Origin of the sequence: Rhizobium sp. X9 (assembly GCF_018873185.1) — a bacterium.
In the GTDB taxonomy this organism is placed as follows: Bacteria; Pseudomonadota; Alphaproteobacteria; order Rhizobiales; family Rhizobiaceae; genus Agrobacterium; species Agrobacterium oryzihabitans.
The window spans coordinates 712,314-731,575 of the sequence record NZ_CP071311.1 but is presented as its reverse complement, the minus strand read 5'-3'; the positions used below and the strand labels follow the sequence as shown (position 1 = coordinate 731,575).

General features: G+C 61.6%; 12 protein-coding genes. 3 read left to right on the top strand and 9 right to left on the bottom strand.

Annotation, left to right across the window (positions count from 1 at the left end; genetic code table 11):
- The first annotated feature begins 454 nt into the window (after window positions 1-454).
- Together pepN and JZY08_RS03545 are read left to right on the top strand one after the other, a co-directional pair.
- Window positions 455-3,103: an aminopeptidase N gene (gene pepN / locus JZY08_RS03550; protein WP_216331020.1), complete on the top strand. Its 2,649-nt coding sequence runs from the start codon at window positions 455-457 to the stop codon at window positions 3,101-3,103.
- A 354-nt stretch (window positions 3,104-3,457) separates the two neighbouring features.
- Window positions 3,458-5,794 carry a PAS domain-containing sensor histidine kinase gene (locus tag JZY08_RS03545; RefSeq protein ID WP_216331019.1) on the top strand — a complete coding sequence of 779 codons (2,337 nt, stop codon included), beginning with the start codon at window positions 3,458-3,460 and terminating at the stop codon, window positions 5,792-5,794.
- Window positions 5,795-6,028: 234 nt separating this feature from the next.
- On the opposite strand, the gene JZY08_RS03540 is transcribed toward JZY08_RS03545, so the two are convergent.
- Complete coding sequence (locus JZY08_RS03540) at window positions 6,029-8,998, bottom strand: bifunctional [glutamine synthetase] adenylyltransferase/[glutamine synthetase]-adenylyl-L-tyrosine phosphorylase (RefSeq protein WP_216331018.1); 2,970 nt, start codon at window positions 8,996-8,998, stop codon at window positions 6,029-6,031.
- Window positions 8,999-9,314: 316 nt separating this feature from the next.
- Here JZY08_RS03540 and JZY08_RS03535 point away from each other — a divergent pair, with 316 nt between their 5' ends.
- Window positions 9,315-10,178 carry a MipA/OmpV family protein gene (locus tag JZY08_RS03535; protein WP_216331017.1) on the top strand — a complete coding sequence of 288 codons (864 nt, stop codon included), beginning with the start codon at window positions 9,315-9,317 and terminating at the stop codon, window positions 10,176-10,178.
- A gap of 109 nt (window positions 10,179-10,287) precedes the next feature.
- Here the strand turns inward: JZY08_RS03535 and JZY08_RS03530 are convergent, their stop codons facing one another.
- From JZY08_RS03530 to ccmI, 8 genes are all read right to left on the bottom strand, one after another.
- Window positions 10,288-10,713, bottom strand: coding sequence for a thiol-disulfide oxidoreductase DCC family protein (locus JZY08_RS03530; RefSeq protein ID WP_216331016.1), 426 nt, complete (start codon window positions 10,711-10,713; stop codon window positions 10,288-10,290).
- Between the two features lie 67 nt (window positions 10,714-10,780).
- The gene (locus JZY08_RS03525; protein ID WP_216331501.1) at window positions 10,781-12,190 is read right to left on the bottom strand and encodes a HAMP domain-containing sensor histidine kinase; all 1,410 of its coding nucleotides are present in this window, start codon (window positions 12,188-12,190) and stop codon (window positions 10,781-10,783) included.
- Between the two features lie 9 nt (window positions 12,191-12,199).
- Window positions 12,200-12,958, bottom strand: a complete 759-nt coding sequence (locus tag JZY08_RS03520) for a response regulator transcription factor (protein WP_035218197.1) — start codon at window positions 12,956-12,958, stop codon at window positions 12,200-12,202.
- Between the two features lie 302 nt (window positions 12,959-13,260).
- Window positions 13,261-14,832, bottom strand: coding sequence for a Do family serine endopeptidase (locus JZY08_RS03515; RefSeq protein ID WP_216331015.1), 1,572 nt, complete (start codon window positions 14,830-14,832; stop codon window positions 13,261-13,263).
- Between the two features lie 156 nt (window positions 14,833-14,988).
- Window positions 14,989-15,450 carry a cytochrome c-type biogenesis protein gene (locus JZY08_RS03510; protein WP_216331014.1) on the bottom strand — a complete coding sequence of 154 codons (462 nt, stop codon included), beginning with the start codon at window positions 15,448-15,450 and terminating at the stop codon, window positions 14,989-14,991.
- A gap of 125 nt (window positions 15,451-15,575) precedes the next feature.
- Complete coding sequence (locus tag JZY08_RS03505; protein WP_216331013.1) at window positions 15,576-17,567, bottom strand: heme lyase CcmF/NrfE family subunit; 1,992 nt, start codon at window positions 17,565-17,567, stop codon at window positions 15,576-15,578.
- A complete protein-coding gene (gene ccmE / locus JZY08_RS03500; protein ID WP_216331012.1) occupies window positions 17,564-18,070 on the bottom strand; it encodes a cytochrome c maturation protein CcmE in 507 nt (168 codons plus the stop codon). Before ccmE ends, JZY08_RS03505 begins: the two co-directional genes overlap by 4 nt.
- Window positions 18,067-19,230, bottom strand: a complete 1,164-nt coding sequence (gene ccmI / locus JZY08_RS03495; protein ID WP_216331011.1) for a c-type cytochrome biogenesis protein CcmI — start codon at window positions 19,228-19,230, stop codon at window positions 18,067-18,069. Before ccmI ends, ccmE begins: the two co-directional genes overlap by 4 nt.
- Between the last annotated feature and the right edge of the window lie 32 nt (window positions 19,231-19,262).

The following is a 19,262-nucleotide window of genomic DNA, read 5'->3' as shown; positions in this document are numbered from 1 at the left end:
CGGGGAAGGACGACGCAGGGGAGTTGGATTTATGCAAGGCTAGAGCATTACTCCGGCCCTTTACATCAAAAAATGTTATTCACCCATGAATTCGGTTGATCTGGTGGAGGCAAGGGATCGCTTTCACGTTTTTGCGGCCTCTCATTCAGGTCCTGAGCCGGAATGACGGAGGGAGAAGTGTCGGGGTATTGCAAAGTATAGCCGGCAAAAACAGACGCCCGCTAAAATTTGAAGAAAATAAAATACAATTTCAGCAATCGTTCAACATTTGCTGGCATGGTCCGCAGGTCCGGCAGCGGGAGGATCGTCTGCGGGGCTGGAAAAGCCTTCCATGGCGGGACAGAACGTCCCCCGACTCGCACATGAACGTGACGAATACTGCACCTATTTTACATCCGGGCCTGATGACGACATGATGCCCGGAGGACAACGACAAAGTTATTCAGGAACAGTCATGCGAACAGACACGGGCCAGATCGTTCACCTGGCAGATTACCGCCCCACCGATTTCGTTCTGGAGCGGGTGGATCTCACCTTCGAACTCGACCCCAAGAATACCAAGGTCGAAGCCCGTCTGATCTTTCATCGCCGAGAGGGCGTAGACGTGGCAGCGCCGCTCGTTCTCGATGGCGACGAGTTGACGCTTTCGGGCTTGCTGCTCGATCAGGTGGATGTTCCTGCCAGCCAATATGACGCGACGCCTGACAGCCTGACGATCCGCGATCTGCCGGCGGCGTCTCCCTTCGAGATATGTGTCACCAACTACATCAATCCGCAGGTCAATACGCAGCTGATGGGGCTTTACCGCACCAATGGCGTCTATTGCACCCAATGCGAGGCGGAAGGTTTCCGCCGCATCACCTATTTCCCGGACCGGCCTGATGTTCTCGCACCCTACACGGTGACGATCATTGCCGCGAAGGAAGGCAATCCGCTGCTGCTGTCGAACGGCAATTTCCTCGGCGGCGGCAATTACGATGAAGGCCGCCACTTTGCGGCATGGTTCGATCCGCATCCGAAACCCAGCTATCTCTTCGCGCTCGTCGCCGGAGATCTCGGCGTGGTGGAAGACACGTTCACCACCGTCTCCGGCCGTGAAGTGGCGCTCAAGATCTATGTCGAGCACGGCAAGGAGCCGCGCGCGGCCTATGCCATGGATGCGTTGAAGCGTTCGATGACATGGGACGAGGAACGCTTCGGCCGTGAATACGACCTTGATATCTTCATGATCGTCGCCGTGTCCGATTTCAACATGGGCGCGATGGAGAACAAGGGTCTCAACGTCTTCAACGACAAATTCGTGCTGGCCGACCCGGAAACCGCCTCCGACGCGGATTACGCCAATATCGAGCGCATCATCGCCCATGAATATTTCCACAACTGGACCGGCAACCGCATCACCTGCCGCGACTGGTTCCAGCTCTGCCTGAAGGAAGGCCTGACAGTCTATCGCGACCAGGAATTTTCCGCCGACATGCGTTCGCGCCCGGTCAAGCGCATCGCCGATGTGCGTCACCTGAAATCGGAGCAGTTCCCGGAGGATTCCGGCCCGCTGGCACACCCGCCGCGCCCCGATACTTACCGTGAAATCAACAACTTCTATACCACGACCGTCTACGAGAAGGGCGCCGAAGTCACCCGCATGATCGCCACGATCCTTGGAGAAGGCGACTTCAAAAAGGGCATGGACCTCTATTTCGAGCGCCATGACGGTGATGCCGCGACAGTGGAAGACTTCGTCAAGAGTTTTGCCGATGCCAGCGGTCGCGACCTCTCGCAGTTTTCGCTGTGGTACACAGAGGCGGGAACGCCGCTCGTCTCCGTTTCGTGCCGCTACGATGCCGCCGCCGCCACCTTCAGCCTGACGCTGGAACAGACGACAGCGCCTACCCCCGGCCAGCCGGTGAAACAGCCGCGTCACATTCCGCTGTCGCTGGCGCTGATCCTCGACAACGGCCAGATCGCCGAGCCGCAGGCCGTCGAGGGTGGTGAATACCGCAACGGCGTGCTGCATCTGACCGAACGTAACCAGACATTCTCCTTCTCCGGCATTTCCTCGCGGCCGGTACTGTCGATCAACCGCAGCTTCTCCGCGCCGGTCAATCTGCATTTCGAACAGAGTGCTGCCGATCTGGTGCAGATCGCCCGGCACGAGACGGATATGTTCGCCCGTTTCCAGGCGCTCACCGATCTCGCTTTGCCGGCGCTGATTGCGGCCACCAGGGCCGTGCAGAATGGTGGCGAGGTGCGCACGGATGCCGAACTCATCTCCACCCTCATCGAAATCGTCGGCGATCCGGCGCTCGAGCCCGCGTTCCGGGCGCAGGCGCTGGCGCTGCCGAGCGAGACGGACATTGCGCGTGAACTGGGCGGTGACAACGATCCCGAAGCCATCCACAAGGCGCGCAACGCCACGATAAAGGCGATTGCAACGGCCGGGCTTGAAACCTTCAGGCAGCTTGGCGAAGGCACCGTCAACGGCGAGGCCTACAGCCCGGATGCGGAAAGTGCGGGACGCCGTTCGCTTCGCAACGGCGCGCTCACCTATCTCGCCTTTGCCGAGGAGACACCGGCCCGCGCGGCGAAGGCCTATGCCGACGCCACCAACATGACCGATCTTGCCCACGCATTGAGTGTGCTGACCCAGCGTTTCCCTGACAGCACCGAGACGAAAGCGGCGCTTGCCGCCTTCGAAACGCGCTTTGCCGATAATGCGCTCGTTCTCGACAAGTGGTTCTCGCTGCAGGCCGCGATTCCCGGCGACGGGGCGCTGGAGCGCATCAAGGCGCTGATGAAATCGAAACATTTCATCGCCACCAATCCGAACCGGGTCCGGTCGCTGGTGGGTACGCTCGCCTTCTCCAACCCCACCGGTTTCCACCGTGCCGACGGGGCCGCCTACCGGTTCCTCGCGGAGCAGATCGTCGCCATCGACAAGCGCAATCCACAGCTTGCCGCCCGCATCCTCACCTCCATGCGCTCATGGCGGTCACTGGAGGCAAGCCGTGCCGAACATGCCCGGGCCGCCCTTTCGACGATCGCCGACGCAAAGGGGCTTTCGACGGATGTGAGCGACATTGTCGGGCGTATCCTGAAGGGCTGATTTCCCTCATTTTTCCGGCAGTTAGCAACGGACTGCCGGAGTGCTCTACAACCCTCATTCCTGTGCTTGTCACAGGAATCTAGCCAGCCCAAGTCCTTGGGCTGAAAGGACTCTTTTCGCCAAACAGACGCGTGCCGGCTGGATTCCTGTGACAAGCACAGGAATGAGGAAATTTGGGTGTAACGACATCAGAAGTCCTTGCATCCTGCACTGTCCCGAAAAAATACGGAGTCGGTTCAAGGGGTTAAAATTCTTTTAACTTTTGCCTCTGGACAGGGCGAATCGCATTTGATTCATTAGAGATATTCGAGCGGCGGCGCTTCGAATCACTGGGGACATCTAAAAGGCGGGACAATGACGAACGTGCGGCGGGCGACTGCGGGCGATGAGCGGCCGTATGCCAAATTTTCTGATCTTGCGGCCTGGAGCGAAAAGCTCTCCAGCGACCTGATGGGTTTGATGAATAGCTCCGACCGCCCGGTCTTGCAGGTCGAGACCCTGCTGAAGCGCCTGATCCCCATTCTCATCCTCGCCTTCCTCGTCGTCGTCGCTGCGTCACGCATGCTGGGCATCGCTGCCGAATACGGCCGCATGGAAGAGGCCGCCCGCCACTCCACGGCGCTGACGGCGCTGACTGCCAAGGCGGCTCTTCTCAATAACGGTTCGGTCTTCGCCTCGCAGGAGCGCGCCCAGGCAGAAGCTGCTCTCGTTGCGGCGCTACCGTCGGGCAGCCTTGCCGATGGCACCATGGTGCTTCTCTCCGGCAGCAATGGCCGCATTTTCGCCGGTGCCGGCAAGGAAGCGATGCTTTATATCGGCACGTCGCTGCCGGCTTTGCTTCCGGAAATTGCCATCGTGCAGCGCTTTCCAGGCGCGCCGGGCACCATCGAGACCAATATAGATGGCCAGCAGCATTATGCGACGATGATCCCCTTCGGCGACGATGGCGCGATGGTGATCGCGGCCCGCTCGCTGCAGCCGATCCGCTCGTTCTGGCGCAGCGAAATCGCCATGAACGTGACGCTGTTCGCCGGCATCTCCTCGATCCTGCTGGTCGTGCTTTATGCCTATTACATGCAGGTGAAGCGCGCCCGTGACGCCGACGATATCTTTGCCGAATCCAACCTGCGGGTCGAGACGGCGCTCTCACGCGGCCGCTGCGGGTTGTGGGATTTCGATCTTTCCACGCGGCGCATGTTCTGGTCCGGTTCGCTTTACGAAATTCTTGGGTTGCCGCCGAAGGCCGCACCGCTTTCCTTTTCCGATGCCGCCCGCATGATGCATTCCGAAGACGGCAATCTCTATGAGCTTGCCCGCGCCGTCGGCTGCGGTAACCTGCGCCAGATCGATCAGATCTTCCGCATGCGCCATGCCAAGGGCCATTATGTCTGGCTGCGTGCCCGCGCCCAGGTCATCCGCACCAATAACGGCCCGCGCGTCATCGGCATCGCCATGGATGTCACCGAGCAGCATCGTCTTGCACAGCGTTATGCCGAGGCCGACCAGCGCCTTGCAGACGCCATCGAATCCACCTCGGAAGCCTTCGTGCTGTGGGACAAGAACGACCGTCTGGTGATGTGCAACACCCATTATCAGAAGGCATACGGCCTGCCGGACAGCGTGCTGGTGGCGGGCACGGAAAAAAGCACTGTGCATGCGGCCGCTGCCCGCCCGGTGGTGGAGCGGCGCGTTGCCGACCCCGATCAATCAGGCCTTTCGCGCATGACGGAAGTGCAGCTTGCCGACGATCGCTGGCTGCAGATCAACGAGCGGCGCACCCGCGACGGCGGCCTCGTCTCCGTCGGCACCGACATCACGCTGCTCAAGCGCCATCAGGAGCGCCTGCGCGATTCCGAACGCCGGCTGATGGCGACCATCGGCGATCTCTCCGCCTCGCAGCACAAGCTGGAGCGGCAGAAGACCGAGCTTTCCGCCGCCAATGCCAATTATCTCGCGGAAAAAGAGCGTGCCCAGGCCGCCAACCGCGCGAAATCCGAATTCCTCGCCAATATGAGCCATGAGCTGCGCACGCCGCTCAACGCCATTCTCGGCTTTTCCGAAATCCTGCAGAACGAGATGTTCGGGCCAGTCGGTTCGCCGAAATATTCCGAATATGCCCGCGATATCCACGATAGCGGCAAGCACCTCTTGAACGTCATCAACGACATTCTCGACATGTCGAAGATCGAAGCCGGCCATATGCGCATCAATCGCGAGACGATAGACCTTGCGCCGCTCATCGAAGAAACCCTGCGCCTCACCGCCATTCAGGCGGAACAGAAGAACATTTCCGTGCAGCAGAAGGTCTGCGCCGGGCTGACGATGCAGGGCGACCGCCGCGCCATGAAGCAGATCATGCTCAACCTCCTGTCCAATGCCGTGAAATTCACCGGCGACGGTGGCCGGATCGCATTGCGCACCCATGTGCACGAGGCCGCCATGATCCTCACCATCGCCGATACCGGCATCGGCATTCCCGCCCGGGCGCTCGACAAGATCGGCCAGCCTTTCGAGCAGGTGCAGAGCCAATATGCCAAAAGCCAAGGCGGCTCAGGCCTCGGTCTCGCCATCTCCCGCTCACTCGTCAGGCTGCATGGCGGCACGATGAAAATTCGCTCCTGCGAAGGCAGGGGAACTGTGGTGACGATCATCATTCCGCATGCGGCGGGGCATTGCGGGACGGTGCATTGAGTGGACGTCGGGCCGTGCTCGCTGGCTTGCAATAAGTAAAGGTCGAGTGCGCAGTACCCCCCTCTGCCCTGCCGGGCATCTCCCCCTCAAGGGGGGAGATCGATATGCGGCAGCCTTTAGCCCATCTCTGACTTTGCGAATGAGCGAATGTTAGCTCCTTGCCGATCTCCCCCCTTGAGGGGGAGATGCCCGGCAGGGCAGAGGGGGGTGAAGCCCACCCACCCCCATCAATCATCAATCACCATTCTTCACTGTCACCACAAACGCCTTCCGCACCGCCTTCGCCAGCCGTTTCACCTCGCCCTCCAAAGTCGAGATATCAGGGCAATCCCCAGCCCGGCAAACCAGATCAATAAGACCGGCCGGCGCTTCCTTCGGATTGAAGGCGCCGTCGATGCAGAGCCGCACGATCTGCGATATCTCGGTATAAAGCCCCATTGCCGCCATGCAGTCGTCGAAGGATTGCGGTTCCATCACCGGCGCGGCGAGCGCCTGCAGCGCTTCGGCCGTGTTGCGGCCGGGTTCGTGCGCGGCGAGGCCCTTTACCGGGCCGACCAGCGCCAGATATTGGGCGATGAATTCCAGATCGACCAGCCCGCCATTGATGAGTTTGAAGTCCCAGATGTTTTCCGGCGGCTTTTCCTGCTCGATGAGAGTTCTCATTTCCAGCACGTCCGCGGAGACCTTTGCCACATCGCGCTTGCGGGACAGTATCGAGGCAATGATGCGGCGCGCATCTTCCATCAGCGAGGCATCGCCGCAGACGAGGCGGGCGCGGGAAAGCGCCATATGTTCCCAGGTCCAGGCTTCCTCGCGCTGGTATTTTTCGAAGGCGGAAATGCGCGTCGCCACCGGGCCCTTGTTGCCGGAGGGGCGAAGCCGCATGTCCACCTCGTAAAGCACGCCCTCCGCTGTTGGCGCGGAAAGCGCCGCAATCAGCCTTTGCGTGACGCGGGTGAAATAACGCACCACATCGAGCGGCTTTGCGCCGGTGGATTCATGAGCGGCATCGTCGTAGTCATAAAGCAGGATAAGATCGACATCCGAGCCCGCCGTCAGCTCGAAGGAGCCGAGCTTGCCCATGCCCATGACAGCCACCCGCCCGCCGGGATAGAGCCCATGCGCCGCTTCCATTTCCGAAAGAACCGCATTCAGTGCCGCCTCTATCACCAGATCGGCAAGATGGGTGAAGGCGCGGGCGGCCACTTCGCCACGGATCGCGCCGGTCAGCAGCCGGACGCCGATCAGGAACCGCTGTTCGGCGGCAAAGATGCGCAGCCGGTCGAGAATATCCTCGTAGTGGCGGGCATTGGAGAGGAAATTGCCCATGCGGTGGGCGAGATAATCGCGCGTCGGCACGTCGCTCATCAATGCCGGGTCCAGCATGCCGTCGAAGACATGCGGGCGGGCGGCGATGATTTCGGCAAGGCGCGGGGCCGAAGACATGATCATCACCAGAAGCGACAGCAGCGCCTGATTGTTGCCGAGCAACGAGAAGAGCTGGATGCCGGCCGGCAGGCCGGAGAGGAAATTATCGAAACGCAGCAGCGCCTCGTCCGCCCGCTTGCTTTCGCCGAAGGCCCTCAGCAGATCCGGCGTCAGCTCCGTCAGCCGTTCGCGCGCCTCGACCGATTGCGTCGCCCGGTAACGGCCATTGTGCCAGGTGCGGATGACGCGGGAAATATCCTCCGGTCGTCCGAAACCGAGCGCTGACAGCGTCTTTAACGTATCGGGGTCATCTTTCTGGCCGGTGAAGACCAGATTGCCGGCCTCACCGGAGAGCTTCGTTTCCTGTTCGAACAGGGCCGAATAACGGCGCTCCACCAGCCGCAGCACCTCTTCCAGCTTTTCCGAAAAGGCCTTGGTGTCCTCGAAACCAAGCATGAAGGCGATGCGCTTCAATTCGGCTTCGGTGTCCGGCAGCACATGGGTCTGTTCGTCGCGCACCATCTGGATGCGGTGCTCCACCTCGCGCAGGAACCAATAGGCGTCCGTCAGGCTGTCACGCGTTTCGGCATCGATCCATTTCGCCTCGGTCAGCGCTGCAAGCGCCTCCTGCGTTGCGCGCACCCGAAGCGCCGGCATACGCCCGCCGGCAATCAGCTGCTGGGTCTGCGCGAAGAACTCGATCTCGCGAATGCCACCGCGCCCGAGCTTGACGTTGTGGCCCTTCACCGCAATGGCGCCATGGCCTTTATGGGCGTGGATCTGCCGCTTGATGGAGTGAATATCCGCAATTGCCGCATAGTCGAGATATTTGCGGAAGATGAAGGGTGTCAGCTCACGCAGGAAGTTTTCGCCCGCCTTGATGTCGCCCGCCACCGGCCGCGCCTTGATATAGGCGGCGCGTTCCCAGTTCTGGCCCCTGCCCTCGTAATAAAGCAGCGCCGCTTCCACGGGAATGGCGAGCGGCGTCGAGCCGGGGTCGGGCCGGAGCCGCAAATCGGTGCGGAAAACGTAACCATCGGCCGTGCGCTCCTGCATGATGCGTACGAGGCGGCGCATCATGCGCCCGAAGTTCTCCGTCGCATCATAGGGGTCGTCCATGATGCCCGCTGAAGGCTCGAAAAACACCACCGCGTCGATATCGGAGGAATAGTTCAGTTCGCGCGCGCCGAGCTTGCCCATGCCGAGCACGATCAGGCCGGACCCTTCGCTTGGTGCGGCGGCGTTCTTCAGTTTGAGCTTGCCGCTCTCATGGGCTGAGAGCAGCAGGTGATCGATGGCGGCGGAGAGCGATGCATCCGCCATGTCGCTCAGCCAGCGCGTCGTATCGCGGGCGGTGAAGATGCGGGCCAGATCGGCAAGCGCTGCGACGAAGGAAAGCCGACGCTTGGCGATCCTCAGCCGCGACATCACTTCGTTTTCGACGGGCACGCCGCCCTCTTCCCCGGGTTTCCAGCAATCGCGCGCTTCACGGACAAGATCGGCGAGCAACGGCTCCAGCGGCTTTGAAATCGCAAGCGTCAGCAGCCCCTCATCCGCCGCCGCCATGTCGCGCAGATAGGGCGAGAGCGTGAAAGCCGCGGCGATGAAATCCTTCAGCGGGCTTTCGGCGGCGAGCAGCGCCGCCACCGCCGGTTCGGCCTTGGCGATATCCTTGAGCGTCGAGAGAACGGATTTCAGTTCCGTCTGCGTATAGGGGCGGATAACGCCCGGCAGAACCTCGCTCAGCCGCCTTTCAGCGGTTTCCCGTTTCGTCACTGTCTCTCTCCCTCTCCCGGGCGTCCTGCGCTTCGACGCTGCCTGACTTTCGGGAAGGATCACTCCCCGCAAAATCGTCCTGCCGCCGCGATTGTCGAAGCTTTCGGGCGCATACACCTCGCGTTGTAACAAATGCGGGGCGCTTTGCGATCAGGAAAACCGTTTTTACCGATCTTTTCCAGGTCCCGGCATGCGGAAGCGCCATTTCAGTCGTGGCCGGCAATCTCGCGTAATGTCTCCGCAATTGTGCCCGCGTAGCGTCCTCCTCAACGAAACCCGACTCCCAGGTTTTGCAAGGCTTGATGCTGCAACGGATATGATCATGAAACAGATTTTTACAGTGAAATGGCAAAAGAACCTGCGTGCAATGGCCTTGTGCCTGGGCACGCTGCCCCTGGCGCAGGCCGTCTGCACGCCCGTCTTCGCCGCCGATATCGGCAAATCGGACAGGTTTGCCGAACCGCAGGGCAATTTCGACAATGCCCGCTACAGCAGTTCCAGCGAGTGGAAGATCACGCTCGGCGTGGGTGCTGCCTATGCTCCCAAATATGAGGGCTCGGACAAGCTGGAAGCGGGTGCGGTTCCGCTGGTTTCCGTTGAGTATGGCGATACGCTGAGCATCGATTTCAGCGGCGTCACCGTCAACCTGCTGAACAGCAACGGCTTCAGACTGGGCGTCAAGGGCGGCTGGGAAGCCGGGCGCAAGGAAAAGGACGACAAGAAAAATCTTCGCGGAATGGGCGACATCAAGGCGGGCGGCGTGGTCGGCGGCGTTATCGCCTATGGCTTCGACCCCTTCGAGGTCTATGCCAAGGTGGACAAGACCATCAGCGGCAGCGAAGGGTTGACCGCAACCGTCGGCGCCAGCGTTTCGCACAAAGTCGACCAATTCATCCTCGGAGCGGACGTTTCCGCCACCTGGGCGGACGACAAGCACATGAAGTCCTATTTCGGCGTCACCTCGGCCCAATCCGCCCGTTCCGGCCTGCGCCGCTATGACGCCAAGGCAGGCTTCAAGCGCATCGATGCCAGCGCCTCCCTCACTTACCTTATGACCGAGAACTGGTCGATCACCGGCACCGGCGGTGTTGGCTTCCTGTTGGGCGACGCCAAGGACAGCCCATTGTCGAAAAAGGATATTCAGCCATTCGCGATGGTGGGTGTGGCCTACACGTTCTGAGCCGGGGCACCCCGCCCAGAGAGAGGGTGCGCGGCCACTGCCAAGCCGGCCGCGCATCTTTCCCGGCACGAAAATTACCGCACGCCTTAGGCGGATGCCCCTCACCGGGTTAAAGGAACCTGTCCCTGTATTCCGGCGGCGCGACCCAGCATTGCTCGCGTTTTCCGAACCAACGGTAGCGATTACGCGCGGCAAAACGATAAACGGGATCGCGCAAAAATGCGGGAATGATGCGCAGGACGGCGAGCAGCCGCCACGGCATGCCCAGCGCCTCGTAAATGCTCAAAACCGCGTCGCTGTCCTGCCGCACCCTTTCGCCTTCCACGACAAGCAGGCTGACCGGATCTTTCGGGTCCATGCCATGACGCCGGTAGATTTCCGCACCGACGTCTCCCTGCATGGATGCCAGCCGGAAATATCCGGCCGCATCATGCCGCAGCACGAATTGCGCATTCACGGAACACAGCACGCATTCGGCATCGAACAGAATGATCGGGTGGTGTCGGTCACCGGTCGAGGGAGATATGTTTGCCATCCGCCGCAGTTCCTTTTGTCGGCCACGATGCGATCTCGCCTGCGATACCCTCGCCAGACGGCACAGTCTACGGCTTGGGAAGGGGAAACACCATCGAAACGGTCAATCCCGGGCAGGCCGCATTCGAGGCGTCCGTGTCTGAAAGCACGAGCGATCCGCCATGCAGTTCCATCACGGCCTCCACCAGAGACAGGCCAAGCCCCGTGCCGGGTTTGGAGCGGCTTTCGTCCAGCCGCACGAAGCGTTTCAGCACCTCGCCGCGTTTGTCGGCGGGGATGCCGGGGCCATGGTCGGCAACGGAAAGCACGATGGCTTCCGGTTCCGTCACAAGGCGGACGACGAGTTTCTTGTCACCTTCGCCCTCACAGGCATATTTCATGGCATTGTCGATGAGGTTTGACAGCGCCTGTCCAATCAGCTCGCGATTGCCCTTCACGGACAGGCCAGGCTCGATCTCAGCCGCAAGCACAAGCCCGGCATCCTCGGCCACCGGCTCGTAAAGCTCGGCGCTGTCGGCGGCGATTGCCGACATGTCCACATCGGTCATTTCGGCGGCTATCGAGCCAGCCTCGACGCGGGAAATCATCAACAGCGCGTTGAAGGTACGAATGAGCTGGTCGGATTCGGCAATGATGCCCTCAAGTGCGGCACGCCGTCTGGTTTCGTCATCGTCGTCAAGTGCTGCGGCCGCCTTGTTGCGCAGCCGTGTCAGTGGTGTCTTGAGGTCGTGGGCGATATTGTCGGAGACCTGCCGCAAACCCTCGTTCAGCTTTTCGATGCGGCCGAGCATGGCGTTGAGCGAGCCGGAAAGCCGGTCGAATTCGTCGCCGGAACGGCCCTGCGGAAGGCGCTGCGAAAGGTCGCCGGCCATGATCTTCTTGGTCGCCGCCGACATGCGGTCGATACGTTTCAGCGCATTGCGGCCGATGCCGAACCAGATGAGCAGCGCGCCGCCGCCCATGATGGCCAGCGCCACCATCAGCGCGTTGCGCACCAGCGCCCTAAACTTGGTCGGTTCGCCAAGGTCGCGGCCGATCAGGATGCGCAGGCCGTTATCCAGCATGAAGACATTGGCGGTGGCGAGATGCTGCACGCTGTCGCCGCTTTCGGAATAACGTTCATAACGGAACGGGAAGCCCGTCCAGCCCTCCTTGTCGAAGACGCCGGGCTGCACGGAGGCGACGTTGCCGGCAAGGATTTCGCCGTTCGGCCCGGCAATCACGTAGAGGCTCGCTCCCGGCTGACGGGCGCGGCGCTCCATCATCCGCAGAAGTGGGTTGATGCCGCCGCGATTATAGATGCGCTGCACATCCGAGACTTCCTGCAGCACCGCGTCGCGCGTCTGCTGGTTCAGCAGCCGTTCGGAAAGGGCGGTGACATAAAAGACGAGGAAGGCGGCGCAGAGCGCAAACAGCAGGATATAGAGCGCCGAAAGGCGCACCGCTGTCGACCGGAACACTATTCTGAGGCGGGCCATTTTCGCCAATCAGCCCTCGTCCTTCATCATGTAACCGGCGCCGCGAATGGTCTTCAGCAGCGGCTTCTCGAAGTCCTTCTCGATCTTGGAACGCAGGCGGGAGACATGCACGTCGATGACGTTGGTCTGCGGGTCGAAATGATAGTCCCAGACATTTTCGAGAAGCATGGTGCGGGTCACCACCTGGCCGGCATTCTTCATCAGATATTCCAGCAGGCGGAATTCACGCGGCTGCAGCAGGATTTCCTTGCCGCCCCGGCGGACATCATGCGACAGCCGGTCAAGCTCAAGATCGCCGACGCGGTAGACCATGTCCTGCTCGGGCTTGCCCTTGCGGCGGCCAAGCACCTCGATGCGGGCGAGCAGTTCGGAAAAGGCATAGGGCTTCGGCAGATAATCGTCACCGCCGGCGCGCAGGCCGGTGACGCGGTCATCCACCTGCCCCAGCGCGGAAAGGATCAGAACCGGCGTCTCGATGCCGCGGCGACGCAGCTCGCTGATGACGGAAAGCCCGTCGCGGCGCGGCAACATGCGGTCGATCACCATCACGTCGTAAGCATTCTCGCAGCCCATGAACAGGCCGCTCTCACCGTCGCTGGCGTGATCGGCGACAATCCCGGCTTCGCGGAACGCCTTGGTCATATAGGCCGCAGCCTCGAGGTCGTCTTCAATGACAAGAATCTTCATGTGCGGGACAATAGCGCCCTCGCCCTTTTCCGCACAACCGGAAAGAGATGCGACAGACATTTCCTGAACCTTGTTTTCCATGAGATTTCCTCCGAAGACATGGCCTTGAGCACTATCGCGCTTCAAGGCGGAACAATCGCCTATGGATCAGGCGGGTGCCGCTTGTTTCTTCTCCCCGCCGGGGAAAAGTCCGCGGCAGCGGGATGAGGGGGCGACGTTAGCGATAGATCGAGAGGTTGCCCCCTCATCTGCCCCTTCGGGGCATCTTCTCCCCGGCGGGGAGAAGAAACGGGCCGCAACGCCCTGCCATACTCAACCGCCCCATCTCAAGAGCGGGATACGATGCCGGCCTCTCGAGGAAACCGGCATCGTCATTCGAATTATCAACCCTGGTCGATATCCAGAGCGATGAAACGGCTGCCGTCGTCCGTCTGGATTTGGAACAGTGCCTTGGAGCGCCCGTCCTTCTTGGCCTGTTCGAGGATCTTCTCGATATCGGCGGCGGAGGCAACCTGCTGGTTGTTGACGGAGGTGATCTTCTCACCTGTCTTCAGGCCACGGGCAGCGGCGTCGCTGTCGGGATCGACATCGGTGATGGCAAGGCCGTTGCCGTCATCGGCGGGCGAAACCGTCAGGCCGAGGCTGGACAGGACCTTCTCGCTGGAAGACTGGCTGCCCTTGTCGTCGTTCTGGGTCGGCGTCGCCTTGGAAGCGTCGTCGCTTGCGAGATCGCCAAGCGTCACCGTGACCGACTGCGACTTGCCGCCGCGCCAGAGCGAGATTTCAACCTTGGCATTGGGGGCCATGCCACCGATGCGGCGCGACAGGTCGCGGGCATCCTTGACCGGATCGCCATTGACCGCGGTGATGATGTCACCCTGCTTGATGCCGGCCTTGTCGCCCGGCGAGCCGGACTGCGGCGAAACGACGAGCGCGCCGCTTGCTTCAGCGAGACCGAGCGATTCGGCGATATCCTTGCTGACAGGCTGGATCTGCACGCCGAGCCAGCCGCGTTCAACCTTGCCGTCCTTCTGCAGGTCGGCAATCACGTCCTTGGCGACGGATGCCGGAATAGCGAAGGCGATGCCGACATTGCCGCCGGAGGGCGAGAAGATGGCGGTGTTGATGCCGACCACTTCGCCGTTGAGATTGAAAGCGGGACCACCGGAGTTGCCACGGTTCACGGCGGCGTCGATCTGCAGGTAATCGTCATAGGGGCCGGAGCCGATATCGCGGCCACGGGCGGAAATGATGCCCGAGGTGACCGTGCCGCCGAGGCCGAAGGGGTTGCCGACGGCAACGACCCAGTCACCGACGCGGATCTTGCTGTCATCGGCAAACTGCACATAGGTGAACTTGCGGTTCACATCGACCTTCAGGAGCGCCAGATCGGTGCGCGGGTCGCGACCGACGAGCTTGGCTTCGAGTTCGGTGCCGTCGTTCATGACGATCGTATAGGCGGAACCGTCATCGACCACATGGTTGTTGGTGACGATATAACCGTCTTCGGAGATGAAGAAGCCGGAGCCCTGAGCAACCGGGCGCAGTGGACCCTTGCCGTCACGGTGGCGGTTCGGGCCACGGTCGGAGCGATCCTGGTTCTGGCCGCCGCCGAACTCCTTGAAGAAACGCTTCAGCGGATGGTCGTCGGGCAGCTGGTCGAGACCACGGCCGCCGAAATTGAAGGAGAAGTTGCTGGCATCATCGGAAGCGGGCTGCACATTCGACTGTACGCGAACGGAGACGACCGCGGGCGAAACGGCATCAACCACATTGGCGAAGCTCGGAACCTGCGGCGCAGTCACCTCGACCGGAGCGGCAAGGGAATGGACGATCGGTGCTGCAATGCCGGTTGAGAGCATCAGCGCGGCAAGGCCGCCAACGGTCGTGGCCTTCAGAGCCGTCTTCAGCGAGGCCGTCTTCAGTGAGGAACGTCCGTTTTGCGATTGAGACATAGTGTACCTTCTTTCTTCATTCAGACTGGGGCCCGTTTGACCGGGATGGAAGCGGTGGATGATGAAGATATAGGAGGCAACACCTTACGGCGAAGTGTCTGACGAATGAAAAATCCGTAATGTTGAAAAAGAACCGGGGACCGACATGGAAATCGGTTATTTTTCAATGAGATTGCGAATTCGCTCTTCTTCGTCCGCGCTCAGTTTTTCCGGCCGTTCCTGCGTTGCCCGGCGGCGCGAAAAGATGAAGACGGCAAAAACCCCGGCAAGGGTGAGGCCGATGGGCGCGCCCCACAACAGCACGGTACGAAGGCTGAGGCGCGGTTTCAGGAGCACGAACTCGCCATAGCGCGACACGACGTAATCGATGACCGCCTTGTCGCTGTCGCCCTCAACCAGCCGTTCGCGCACCAGAACGCGCAGATCGCGCGCCAGTTCGGCATTGCTGTCGTCGATCGACTGATTCTGGCAGACCATGCAGCGCAGCTGCGAGGTCAGGTTTCTGGCGCGCTGTTCCAGCACGGGGTCTTTCAGCACCTCGTCCGGATTGAAGGCGAAGGCTGGAGAGACAAACAAGAATACGAGAAGGAGCGTAAGTCCCGCCACAACCTCCCTCATTCCTGTGCTTGTCACAGGAATCCAGCCAGCCCAAGTCCTTGGGCTGGAGGGACTCTTTCGCCGCGCGGACGCGCGTCGGCTGGATTCCTGTGACAAGCACAGGAATGAGGGTAGCAAGGCCCCACTCATTCCGCCGCCTCCGGCATAGAGGCCCGCACCGGCTTTGCCTTGCGGTTCGGCGCACCCACCCGCAACCGCCTGTCGGAGAGCGAGATGAAACCGCCCGCCATCATGAATAGCGTGCCGCCCCAGATGCACAGGATGAAGGGTTTCCACCAGATGCGCACCACCATGCCGCCATCGTCCATGGGGTCACCCAGCGAGACGTAGAGCTGGCTGAGGCCGAAGGTCAGGATGCCGGCTTCCGTCGTCGGCATGCGGCGTGCGGTATAGAGCCGTTTGGACGACCAGACATCGGCCACCTCCACACCGGCCTTGCGGATGGTGAAATGGCCGCGATCCTCGGTGAAGTTCGGGCCGACGGCATGGCGGATCCCATCGAAGGTGAGGCTGTAGCCGCCCGCCTCCGCCACCATGCCCTGTTTCATTTCCAGCACCGTCTCGGTCTCGAAGGTGGTGACGATGACGATGCCGAGCACGGTGATGCCAAGCCCCATATGCGCCAGCGCGGTGCCGAAGGCCGAGCGCGGCAGGCCCTTCAGGCGACGGAACGCGATACCGAAGGCCAGTTTGCCGAAATTGGCGCGATACCAGAGATCGGCCAACGCGCCGAGGATCAGCCAGAAACCGGCTGCGATGCCGAGCGCCGCCAGCACCGGACCGCCATTTTCCACGTACCAGAGCGTCAGCCCGGCAAGGGCAGCAATCGCCGCCGCCACATAAAGCCGCTGGAAGGCGCCCAGAAGATCGCCGCGTTTCCAGGCCAGCATCGGGCCAAAGGGCGTGACGATCAGGATCGGGATCATCAGCAGGCCGAAGGTGAGATTGAAGAACGGCGCGCCGACCGAAATCTTCTCTCCCGTCAGGGTCTCGAGAATGAGCGGGTAAAGCGTGCCGATCAGAACGGTCGCGGTCGAGACGGTCAGGATCAGATTGTTGAGGACGAGCGCACCCTCGCGCGAGATCGGCGCGAACAGGCCGCCGGCTTTCAGCGAAGGCGCACGCCATGCAAAGAGCGCAAAGGCTCCGCCGATGAAGATCGTGAGAATGCCGAGAATGAAGATGCCGCGGCTCGGATCGGTGGCGAAGGCATGGACCGAAGTCAAAACGCCGGAGCGGACGAGGAAGGTGCCGAGCAGCGACAGGGAAAAGGTCATGATCGCCAGAAGCACGGTCCAGATTTTCAGCGCCTCGCGCTTTTCCATGACGAGCGCCGAATGCAGGAGCGCGGTTCCCGCGAGCCATGGCATGAAGGAAGCATTTTCGACCGGATCCCAGAACCACCAGCCGCCCCAGCCGAGTTCGTAATAGGCCCAATAGGAACCCATGGAGATGCCGGCGGTCAAGAAGGTCCAGGCGGCAAGCGTCCATGGCCTGACCCAGCGCGCCCAGGCCGCATCGATGCGGCCTTCCAGAAGGGCTGCGACAGCGAAGGAGAAGCAGACGGAAAAGCCGACATAACCGAGATAAAGCAGCGGCGGATGGATCGCGAGACCGAAATCCTGAAGGATCGGGTTCAGGTCCTGCCCTTCTGCCGGCACCGGCTCAAGACGCAGGAACGGATTGGACGTCAGGAGGATGAACAGCAGGAAGGCGACGGAGATCCAGGCCTGTACGGAAAGCACATTGGCTTTCAGCGTTTCCGGAAGATTGCGACCGAAGACGGCAACAAGCGCGCTGAAAAACACCAGAATGAGCAACCATAGCAGCATCGAGCCTTCGTGGTTACCCCACACGCCCGTCAGCTTGTAGAGCGTCGGCATCAGCGAATGGGAATTTTCCCAGACGTTGCGAACGGAAAAATCCGAGACGGCATAGGCCCTGGTCAGTGCCGCGAAGGACAAGGCCACCAGCAGGAACATCACGATGGAGCCGAGCGAGGCGACATCCATCAGCGCACGGTCGTTGCGCCGCGCGCCGATCACCGGCAGCGTCGAGACGATCAGCCCCACGGCGAGCGCCAGAACCAGAACATAGTGGCCGATCTCGTTGATCATTTCGTCGCTCCGGTCTTGTCGGCCGAAGCCCCCTCAGTCGCAGTGCCCGAAGGCTGTCCGCCCTCTTCCGTGTGCTGCCAGAGGCCCTTGTCCTTCAGCCGGTCGGCCACTTCCTTCGGCATGTAGTTCTCGTCATGCTTGGCCAGCACGCTGTCGGCCACGAAACCGTGGGTGGCGGCATCAAAAACGCCTTCCGTCACCACGCCCTGCCCTTCGCGGAAGAGATCGGGCAGGATGCCGGTATAGCTGACCGGCACGTTCGCTTCTCCGTCGGTCACCGTGAAGCTCACCGTGCGGCCCTCGCCACGCTTGACGGAACCTTCCGCCACCAGCCCACCAAGGCGAATGCGGGTGCCGGGATCGACCGGCGTCTTCTCCAGATCGGCCGGCATGTAGAAATAGGCAATGGACTGGCCGAAGGCGAACATGACGAGCAGTACGGCTGCAACGATGAAGCTCATGCCGCCGCCGATGATCGCCAGTCGTTTCTGTTTGCGGGTCATTGCGTCACTCCCTGCGGCATCGCATTCTGCGGCGCGTTCCCCCGAAGCGGCCCGGCGGAAACGCCCAGTTCCTTCGCCAGCGCCAGAAGCTGCCTACCCTGCTCACCCTCCGGCGGGAAAGCCTTCAGTCCCGCCCGCAGGGCCTCTCCGGCCTTGGCTTCGTTCTTCAGCACGGAATAGGCGCGCACCAGCCGCATCCAGCCCTCAAAATCAGCCGGGTTTTCCTTCAGCTTGGCGTCAAGGCTCGCCACCATGCCCTCGATCATCGCCTGCCGGTCGGCAGGCGTCATGTCGTTTGCCGCTGCCACGTCACCTGCGGTCGGGCCAGGTGCGGCAGGGGCCGCCGCGCCACCGGTCCGGGCAAGGTGTTCGCGCACCAGCGGCAGCCATGGCGCGCCGGCCGGCGCATCGGCGGCCAGTGCGGCAAAGGCTGCGCGCGCCTCTTCCGCCTTGCCGGCCTGCTCCAGCGCAAGCGCCAGGTAAAAGCGGGCGCGCGGATTGCCGGACTTCAGCCGTTCGGCCGCAGCAAAAGCGTCGCGTGCGGCCTCGATGACGATGCCGTCATTGCCAGCCACCAGCGTTTCGCCAAGGCCCGTCAGCCGTTCCGGGCTCGATCCGAGAATACGAATAGCGTTGCGATAGGCAAGCTCGGCATCCCCGAGCCGCATCGTCTTGAAATAGATCGGCGCGAGAACATCCCAGCCGGCGCCGTCATTCGGGTTCTCCGCCAGATGCCTTTCGGCCCGGGCGATCAGCAGGTTCATGTCGTTGCCGGGTTTTTCAAGACGTGCCTCCAGCGGCATGTCCGGCGCATCCGGACTGCCGTTCCAGATGTAAAGACAGAGCCCGAGTGCCGGCAGCAGAACGGTGATGAGGGTCGCGGCGAGATTGTGCCTCAGCGGTCGGCTGCTGCTCTCAGCATTTTGTCCGGCATCGGCAGCGGCAAGCAGCCGGCGGCCGATTTCGGCGCGGGCATATTCGGCCTCCGTCTCGCCGATCAGGCCTGCGGCGCGTTCACGGTCCAGTTCGGCAAGCTGGTCGCGATAGACGGCAACTTCGCCGTCGCGGCGCGTCTCAGCCACCTCGGTCTTCCGCATCAGCGGGTACATCAGGACGATGGCGACAGCCGCCGTCAGTATCGCAACGACAATCCAGAACATAAGGCTCAATTACTCGAATGCGCGGCACATGG

Excerpts from the sequence above, each read along its gene's own strand:
- pepN (WP_216331020.1), top strand. The coding sequence starts at position 455 with ATGCGAACAGACACGGGCCAGATCGTTCACCTGGCAGATTACCGCCCC.
- JZY08_RS03505 (WP_216331013.1), bottom strand. The coding sequence starts at position 17,567 with ATGATCAACGAGATCGGCCACTATGTTCTGGTTCTGGCGCTCGCCGTG.
- JZY08_RS03535 (WP_216331017.1), top strand. The coding sequence starts at position 9,315 with ATGATCATGAAACAGATTTTTACAGTGAAATGGCAAAAGAACCTGCGT.
- JZY08_RS03525 (WP_216331501.1), bottom strand. The coding sequence starts at position 12,190 with ATGGCCCGCCTCAGAATAGTGTTCCGGTCGACAGCGGTGCGCCTTTCG.
- JZY08_RS03520 (WP_035218197.1), bottom strand. The coding sequence starts at position 12,958 with ATGGAAAACAAGGTTCAGGAAATGTCTGTCGCATCTCTTTCCGGTTGT.
- ccmI (WP_216331011.1), bottom strand. The coding sequence starts at position 19,230 with ATGTTCTGGATTGTCGTTGCGATACTGACGGCGGCTGTCGCCATCGTC.
- JZY08_RS03515 (WP_216331015.1), bottom strand. The coding sequence starts at position 14,832 with ATGTCTCAATCGCAAAACGGACGTTCCTCACTGAAGACGGCCTCGCTG.
- JZY08_RS03530 (WP_216331016.1), bottom strand. The coding sequence starts at position 10,713 with ATGGCAAACATATCTCCCTCGACCGGTGACCGACACCACCCGATCATT.
- JZY08_RS03545 (WP_216331019.1), top strand. The coding sequence starts at position 3,458 with ATGACGAACGTGCGGCGGGCGACTGCGGGCGATGAGCGGCCGTATGCC.
- ccmE (WP_216331012.1), bottom strand. The coding sequence starts at position 18,070 with ATGACCCGCAAACAGAAACGACTGGCGATCATCGGCGGCGGCATGAGC.
- JZY08_RS03510 (WP_216331014.1), bottom strand. The coding sequence starts at position 15,450 with ATGAGGGAGGTTGTGGCGGGACTTACGCTCCTTCTCGTATTCTTGTTT.